Source organism: Corynebacterium sp. KPL4015 (assembly GCF_040225725.1).
Lineage (GTDB): Bacteria > Actinomycetota > Actinomycetes > Mycobacteriales > Mycobacteriaceae > Corynebacterium > Corynebacterium rhinophilum.
On the sequence record NZ_JBEHGF010000043.1, the window covers coordinates 1 to 7,263 of the forward strand.

At 59.6% G+C, this 7,263-nt stretch carries 6 protein-coding genes and 1 tRNA gene; 6 read left to right on the forward strand and 1 reads right to left on the reverse strand.

The window, feature by feature from the left end:
- The first annotated feature begins 114 nt into the window (after positions 1 to 114).
- From ABRP64_RS11290 to ABRP64_RS11305, 4 genes are all read left to right on the forward strand, one after another.
- Entirely contained in the window at positions 115 to 1,392 is a 1,278-nt protein-coding gene (locus tag ABRP64_RS11290; protein ID WP_005277820.1) for a glutaminase, read from the forward strand.
- Positions 1,393 to 1,475: 83 nt separating this feature from the next.
- Positions 1,476 to 2,654 carry an ABC transporter substrate-binding protein gene (locus ABRP64_RS11295; RefSeq protein ID WP_284771064.1) on the forward strand — a complete coding sequence of 393 codons (1,179 nt, stop codon included), beginning with the start codon at positions 1,476 to 1,478 and terminating at the stop codon, positions 2,652 to 2,654.
- Entirely contained in the window at positions 2,654 to 3,709 is a 1,056-nt protein-coding gene (locus tag ABRP64_RS11300) for a FecCD family ABC transporter permease (RefSeq protein WP_126319676.1), read from the forward strand. Before ABRP64_RS11295 ends, ABRP64_RS11300 begins: the two co-directional genes overlap by 1 nt.
- Positions 3,700 to 4,461 carry an ABC transporter ATP-binding protein gene (locus ABRP64_RS11305; RefSeq protein WP_349866499.1) on the forward strand — a complete coding sequence of 254 codons (762 nt, stop codon included), beginning with the start codon at positions 3,700 to 3,702 and terminating at the stop codon, positions 4,459 to 4,461. The genes ABRP64_RS11300 and ABRP64_RS11305 overlap by 10 nt, the downstream gene beginning before the upstream one ends.
- Before the next feature lie 100 nt (positions 4,462 to 4,561).
- On the opposite strand, the gene ABRP64_RS11310 is transcribed toward ABRP64_RS11305, so the two are convergent.
- Positions 4,562 to 4,634 (reverse strand) — tRNA-Lys (locus ABRP64_RS11310).
- 209 nt (positions 4,635 to 4,843) lie between these two features.
- Here ABRP64_RS11310 and ABRP64_RS11315 point away from each other — a divergent pair.
- Both ABRP64_RS11315 and ABRP64_RS11320 read left to right on the forward strand, forming a co-directional pair.
- Positions 4,844 to 6,049, forward strand: a complete 1,206-nt coding sequence (locus ABRP64_RS11315; protein WP_349866501.1) for a L,D-transpeptidase — start codon at positions 4,844 to 4,846, stop codon at positions 6,047 to 6,049.
- A gap of 20 nt (positions 6,050 to 6,069) precedes the next feature.
- Positions 6,070 to 7,014 (forward strand): MsnO8 family LLM class oxidoreductase, encoded by a 945-nt coding sequence (locus tag ABRP64_RS11320; protein WP_410762037.1) that lies wholly within the window; start codon positions 6,070 to 6,072, stop codon positions 7,012 to 7,014.
- Positions 7,015 to 7,263: the final 249 nt, after the last annotated feature.

Here is a 7,263-nt window from a genome sequence, read left to right on the forward strand (position 1 = left end):
CTTCGTGCTCTCAAAGAAAACTACTCCCTACTAGTCGGTAACTGATTTCTCAGTCCAACTAATGGGGAGCAGTTCACGCGCGCCGTGGGGGCTTTTTTCGTATGCTAAGTTGCGATGAAAACTCCAATTCCTTTTTATTTGCAGGAAATTTTGACCCAGGTGCGAGGAAACCGCAGCGGCGCGGTGGCGGACTATATTCCCGAGCTCGCGAAGGCGGAACCGGACTACCTCGGCGTGGCCATCTGCACCACGACGGGGCACGTGTATTCCGCTGGCGATGCAGAGGTGGAATTTACCTTGCAGTCCGTGTCGAAGCCCTTTGCGTATGCTCTAGCGCTGCAGGAGCTCGGCTTGGATGCGGTGCGTGAGATCGTTGGTATGGAGCCGTCTGGCGAGGCCTTCAACGAACTTTCGCTGAACCGCTATGACCACCGGCCGGTGAACCCGATGATCAATGCGGGCGCGATTGCAGTAACGCAGCTGATTAACGGCGTGGATTCGGATCCGGCCGAGCGCGTAGAACAGTTGCGCAGCTACTTTTCGCGGCTGGCGGGCCGCGAGTTGAAGATTGATGAAAAGGTGCGCGATTCCGAGCTGCAGGTCTCCGATAGGAACCTGTCTTTGGCGCACATGTTGCGCAATTACGACATCATCCAGGACGAGGCCCACGATGCCGTCTCGACTTACGTGGAGCAGTGCTCGATTAAGGTCACGGTGCGCGACCTCGCCGTGATGTCTGCCACCCTGGCCAATGGTGGCACGCAGCCGGTGACGGGGGAGAAGATCCTTGATGCCGATGTCTGCCGCCTGACGCTTTCTGTCATGAGCTCTGCGGGCATGTACGACGGCGCTGGGCGCTGGATGGCCGAGGTTGGCATCCCAGCGAAATCCGGCGTTTCGGGCGGCCTGCTGGGTACGTTGCCTGGCCAATTGGGGGTAGCGACGTTTTCGCCGCGGCTTAATAAAGAGGGCAATTCCGTCCGCGGGGTGGATGCCTTGACCCTGCTCTCAAAGGATATGGGGCTGCACTTGATGTCCACGGATGAGCGCTACGGCGTGCACCCCGTGCGCAGGATGGAAACCGAGGACGACCTCACGGTGATCTTCCTGCAGGGGCTTATCAATTTCAACGCAGCGGAGACCATCTTGCATCAGCTCACCGAATGCGAATTCGGCGAGGGCACGGTGGTGCTGGAGCTATCTCATATCACCGGATCCAACCGGATGGGCCGGCGCATGCTGAAGGAAGGCCTCCGGCGCATCCGCGAGGCCGGCTTCGATATCGCCATCGTGGATCCGGATGGCGAATTGGAAGATCGCACCATGGCGGACGGCACCGAGGTGCCCAAGGGCGAGCCGGAAGACTACGCAATTGCCGAGGAAGCAGTTTAGGTTTGGGTCACCTTACCTGGTTAGGCTAGGATAGGTTCGCCCTTATCCTCGTATCGAGGATCCCGATCGACCAAGGACTCAAAATGGCATATAGATTCCCCAAGGTATTGGCCGTGGTAGCGGCCTCCGCCACCGTACTGGCAGGCTGCAGCGCCGCCGAAGAAACCACCAACAACACCAACAGCAGCAGCGGCAGCGACGATGCCGCCCTGTCCTTCACCGACCTCGCGGGCCGCGACGTAGAACTCGACAAGGCCCCCGAGCGCGTTCTATTGGGCGAGGGCCGCTCCATCTTCGCCACCGGCATTCTCAACACTGAAGACCCGCTGGATAAAGTCGTGGGCATCGGATCCGATCTGAAGAAAAACGTACCGGACTACTACAACGTCTTGGAAGAAAAGCTGCCCAAGGTCACTGAACTGCCGGAAGTCGGCGCCATCAGCAAGGGCGATGTCACCGTGGAAAACCTGGTGAGCCTGGACCCAGACCTCATCGTGCTGTCCAAGGACCAGTATGACGCTTCGCAAGAGGCGGGATTGACCGAAAAGATGGACCAGGCGGGCCTTAAGTACGCCGTGACCGATTTCCGCGCCAAGCCGCTGGAAAACACCACCAAGTCCATGGAAATCTTCGGTGAGATCTTCGGCAAAGAAGAGCGCGCCGAGGAATTCAACAAAGAGTGGCAAAAGACCGTGGATCTGGTCAAGGAGCGCGCGGACAAGGTAAAGGATAAGCCCAAGACCTTCGTCTGGCGCGCGGCCGGCGTCATGGACTGCTGTGGCTCCTGGAATAACTCCAATATCTCGCAGCTGGTCAACGAGGCCGGCGGCGAAAACGTGGCCGACGGCATCATCCCGGGCGAATCCGGTGCCGTGACCCCAGAAAAGGTCCTCGAATCGGATCCAGACATGGTGATTGCGACCGGCGGCGACTGGTCCGATAAGAAGGACGATGAGGGCAACCCCGTCGGCTACGCTGCGGTGGGCTATGGCATCGGCGAAGATGAAGCGGAGGCGAGCATCGCCAAGCTGCCGAGCAACCAGCCAGGATTCGAGAACCTGCGCGCGGTCAAGGACCACAACCTGCACAGCATGTGGCACCAATTCTACAACTCGCCGTTCAACTACCTAGCGCTGCTGCAGATCGCGAAGTGGATCAACCCGGAGGCGTATGAGGATATGGACATCGACAAGCAGTGGATGCAAGCGCAAGAAAAGTACTCGCCGGTTGCTGGCGAGGGAACCTTCTTTAGCACGAATTAATGGTGAGCGCGGAGGTAGCTGCCCTTACGCAGCAACACAAAAAGCTCACCTGGCAGCGCATTAGCATCGTCGCGGGCCTGTGTCTTATCGCGGCGGTGGCGTTTGTGGTCAGCAACTTCGTCGGCGCCATCGACATCAGCCCCGGCGAGGTCATCAGGGGCATCGTGAAGCCCTCGAGCCTGGATGACCAGACGCATACGGTGCTGTGGAAGCTGCGCTTGCCGATGGCCGTCATGGCCCTGCTCATCGGCGTCAGCCTCTCGCTGGCCGGTGCGGAGATGCAGACCATTTTGAATAACCCGTTGGCGGAGCCGTTTACCCTCGGAATTTCCGCCGCGGCGGCTTTCGGTGGCGCAAGTTCCATCGTGCTGAAGTGGCAGCTGCTGACCCAGCCGCAGTTCAACCTGGCGTTGGTGGCGTGGCTGTCGGCGGCGGTGGCGACGGCGATCATCGTCGTGGCTGCCATTATCCGCGGTGCGAAGGCAGAGACGATGGTGCTGCTCGGCATTGGTTTGGTCTTCTTCTTCCAGGCCATGCTCGCGCTCATCCAATACCAGTCTTCGGCCGAGGCGCTGCAGCAGATCGTCTTTTGGTCCATGGGTTCGCTTACGCGCGCCAACTGGGTCGCCAACGGCGTGCTGGCGGGCGTGCTGCTGGTTGCCTTGCCCATTTTGTGGGCGCTGTCTTGGCGGCTTACCGCCTTGCGGCTTGGCGATGCCCGCGCCGCCGCCATGGGCATTAATACCGCGCGGCTGCGCGTGGTGGTGCTCATCGTAGTCTCCCTCGTGGCGGCAACGACGGTGGCCTTCGCCGGCATCATTGGCTTTATCGGCCTTGTGGGCCCGCACATCGCCCGCATGCTGGTGGGCGAGGATCAGCGCTACTTCGTGCCTGCTTCCATGGCCGCCGGTGCGGCCGTGATGTGCGCGGCGCACGCGGCGAGCCTGATGATTAAGCCTGGGCTGGCTATTCCGATCGGCATTGTGACTTCGCTCTTGGGAGTGCCGTTCTTTATTGCCATCGTGATGACTCGAAGGAGGGCGCTGTGGACGTAGAACTCACCCTGCGCGGTATTAGCGCAGCCTACGGTAAGCACACCGTGCTCGAAGCGGTGGACGTGGACACGCTGCAAGGCGGGCAGTTGGTTGGCCTCTTAGGCCCCAACGCCTCCGGCAAGACCACGTTGATCAAGTCCTTGGCCGGCGTGCACCGCGGTTACAAGGGCGAGGTGGATTTTCTGGTGGGTGGCGAGAGCCCGCGGGGCAAGCGCCGCCGCCAGCTGATTGGCTACGTCCCGCAGGATTTGCCCAGTACCGCGGCGCTGCGGGCGTTTGAAACGGTGCTGATCGCGGCGCGTCGGGAAGCATGCGAGGATCCCATTACCCGTACCGGCGAGGTGCTGCACGCGATGGGGCTGGATGCCATTGCTTCGCGCTACCTCAACGAGTTATCTGGCGGCCAGCGTCAGCTCGTGGCCGTGGCGCAAATGCTGGTGGGCAATCCGGGGCTGATGCTCTTGGATGAGCCGACGTCCGCGCTCGACTTACATCGCCAGTTCTTCGTCCTCGAAGAGGTGCGCGAGAAGGCTAGGCGCGAGGGCAGCCTGGGGCTGGTGGCCATCCACGACATCAATCTAGCCGCGCGCATGTGTGATCAGCTGGTGGTGCTCAAATCAGGCCGTATTCGTGCCCAGGGCACGCCTGGAGACGTGCTCACGCGCGAACTGGTGGAAAGTGTCTATGGGGTAGAGGCGGACATCGTGGAGCACCGCGGTGTTCCCGTCGTCGCGCCCCAACGCGTGAAATAAGCAAAGGCCGAGCGAAATGCTCGGCCTTTTTGCTAGCCTTGAACTGCTAGTTTTGAAAACGAGAAAATCGCGAGGTGCGTGCCTCGCGATTTTGCTGTTGTGCGCCATCAGGGAATCGAACCCCGAACCCACTGATTAAGAGTCAGTTGCTCTGCCAATTGAGCTAATGGCGCAGTGTTGACATCCTGCCGTGTGGCTCTCTGTGCAACGAGTAGAAACTCTAGCACCCCGGTTGAAAAACTGTAAAATCGCCTGCTCATAGTGCATTTCTGGGGGAATATAACAGTTTGGATAATGGTGAGCTTGGTTCTGGTATTTGGAGTGGCAAGACGATAGGCTGGATTGGTCTTGAAAGAACTACTGTATTTCTAAGGTCTACTTAGTGGTTATCTCCCTCCCTAATTCCCGCCGCATTGCTGCTGCGAGCATTGCGTGCATTTCCCTGGTAGTAGCCTCGTGCTCCGTTAATTCCGCCGCTGAAAACCGCCCGGAGGAGCAGGAAACTACCTCGAGCTCAGCAGAGAAATCTGAGCAGAAAGAAAAGTCTAAGCTTTCCGCCTCCGTGAAGGATGGGGCGCAGGATGTCGATCCATCCAAGCCCGTCACCGTGGAATCCACTGCTGAGCTCAAGAGCGTGACCATGACCAATGAGCTGGGCGTGGAAGTAGAAGAAAAGCTCTCTGAGGACGGCAAGAAGTGGACCACGGCTGAGGAACTTGGCTATAACCACACTTATTCCATCGTGGCCACTGATAAGGATGGAAATAAGAAGAACGTGAGCTTTTCCACCTCTCAGGCGGCAGGCGTCGCCCAGGTGGCGATGACGCCTATCCCAGGCTCCGAGGTGGGCGTGGGCCAGGTAATCGGCGTCAATTTCGGTACTTATATCACCGACCGCAAGGCGGCAGAGGACACGATTACGGTCAAGACCAACCCAGAGGTGGAAGGCGCGTTCTACTGGGTGAATAACCAGGAGGTGCGGTGGCGCCCCAAGGAGTATTGGGAGCCGGGCACCAAGGTTGAGGTCAAGGTCGATCAGTATGGCAAGGATTTCGGTGGCGGCATCTACGGTGGGGAAAATACCGGGACGGATTTCACCATCGGGGATCGCACCGTCACGCTGGTGGATAATGCCACCAAGACCATGAAGGTCTACAAGAACAAGGAGCTCTTGCGCACCATTCCGGTATCGCTGGGGCGCGACTACCAATACGACACCCCGAATGGGCGTTACGTCATTGGCGATCAGCACCAGTCGCTGCTGATGGATTCTGAGACCTTCGGGTTGCCGCACGAGGCGGGCGGGTACAGCACCGAGGTGGACTGGGCTACCCAAATGTCTTATTCGGGCATCTACGTGCACGCTGCACCGTGGTCCGTGTGGGCGCAGGGTAATTCCAATACCTCCCACGGCTGCATCAACGTCACGCCAGAGGCCGCTCAGTGGTTCCAGAACACCGTCAAGCGCGGCGATATCGTCCACGTATTTAATACTTATGGCGAGACGCTCAACCCTATGGACGGCTTGGGCGATTGGAATATGTCCTGGGAGGAATGGTCTAAGGGCAACGCGGACGCTAATCAATAATCCGTACAATTTTTAGGCGCATGGCTACAGTGGTGGCCATGCGCTTTTCTATTTTGGACCGCGGAGCGGCAGGCACACTCGATGGGGTAGCCGAGCATGCGCAGCATGTGGAGCGGCTGGGTTTTCACAGGTTTTTCCTCGCCGAGCACCACGGGGTGCCGGGCATCCCCGCGGGCCAGCCGGGCATGTTGGCTGCGCACGTGGCGGCGCGCACGCAGCGCATTCGCGTGGGTACCGCAGGCATCATGGTGCTCAACCATCCACCGTTTCTGATTGCGGAACAAATCAACCTCTTGGAAGCTCTATACCCGGGCAGGATTGATATTGGGCTGGGCTCCTCGGTGGGCTTTACGGAGCCGGTGCGCAAGGCGCTGCGCCAGGGTGAACCGTTGGAGCTCAAGCCACAGTTCGAGAACGAGGTCGAGACTTTGCTGCGGTACCTGCGCGGCGAGGAAGCGGTGACGGTGCGGCCCGAGTACGCGGGCACGCCCATCTATATCCTTGCGGGCTTCCGGTCGGTTGCGGTGGCCGCGCGGCTGGGCTTGGGCGTCATCCTGGGCGGGCCTGTAGAGATGCAGGAAAAGGCGGCCCGGCTCTACCGCGAGCATGCGCTTGCCGATGCCCCACCTATCATCTCCTCCCTCAATATCGCCGTAGCCGATACCGCGGACCAGGCCCGCGATCTTTTGCTGCCAGAGTCCTATGCAAAGGTCATGGCCCAGTCCACCGGGGAATTCGCGCCGCTTCGCCCGGCCCGCGAATTGGACCTAGAGGGGCTGACGAGTCAACAGCAGCGCCGCATCGACGAGTCCCTGAGCCACGATATTTGGGGGACGGTGGAGGACGTGGGGGAGGATCTAAGGGGCATCGGCAAGCGGCTGGGCGTCGAGGAGTTCCTGATTACCGGAGATATGCCCGATCTCGCTGGCAGGGCCCGCTCGGAGGAAATGGTGGTGGAGATATAAAAATCCCGAGCGCGAGGCTCGGGACGTTGGGGTGGCTGACGGTGTCCGAATTCATGACTTATTTGACAGTCTGTTCCTGGGTAAGTGGTCGTGATGGTTGACAGGTCGGTCAAGTCCGTTTGAGTGGTGTTTCTACCTTTCGATAGAGCATGCAGTGTGATGGTGTCAGGGACCAGCACGTGCTCGGTGCTTTAACTGGTTCATGCGACCTCCTTGGTGGTGTCAGCGTCTATGACGTTGGCGGTAATC

What these genes read in the sequence shown, in the direction of transcription:
- ABRP64_RS11300 (WP_126319676.1), top strand. Translation starts at nt 2,654, where the DNA reads ATGGTGAGCGCGGAGGTAGCTGCCCTTACGCAGCAACACAAAAAGCTC.
- ABRP64_RS11320 (WP_410762037.1), top strand. Translation starts at nt 6,070, where the DNA reads ATGGCTACAGTGGTGGCCATGCGCTTTTCTATTTTGGACCGCGGAGCG.
- ABRP64_RS11295 (WP_284771064.1), top strand. Translation starts at nt 1,476, where the DNA reads ATGGCATATAGATTCCCCAAGGTATTGGCCGTGGTAGCGGCCTCCGCC.
- ABRP64_RS11290 (WP_005277820.1), top strand. Translation starts at nt 115, where the DNA reads ATGAAAACTCCAATTCCTTTTTATTTGCAGGAAATTTTGACCCAGGTG.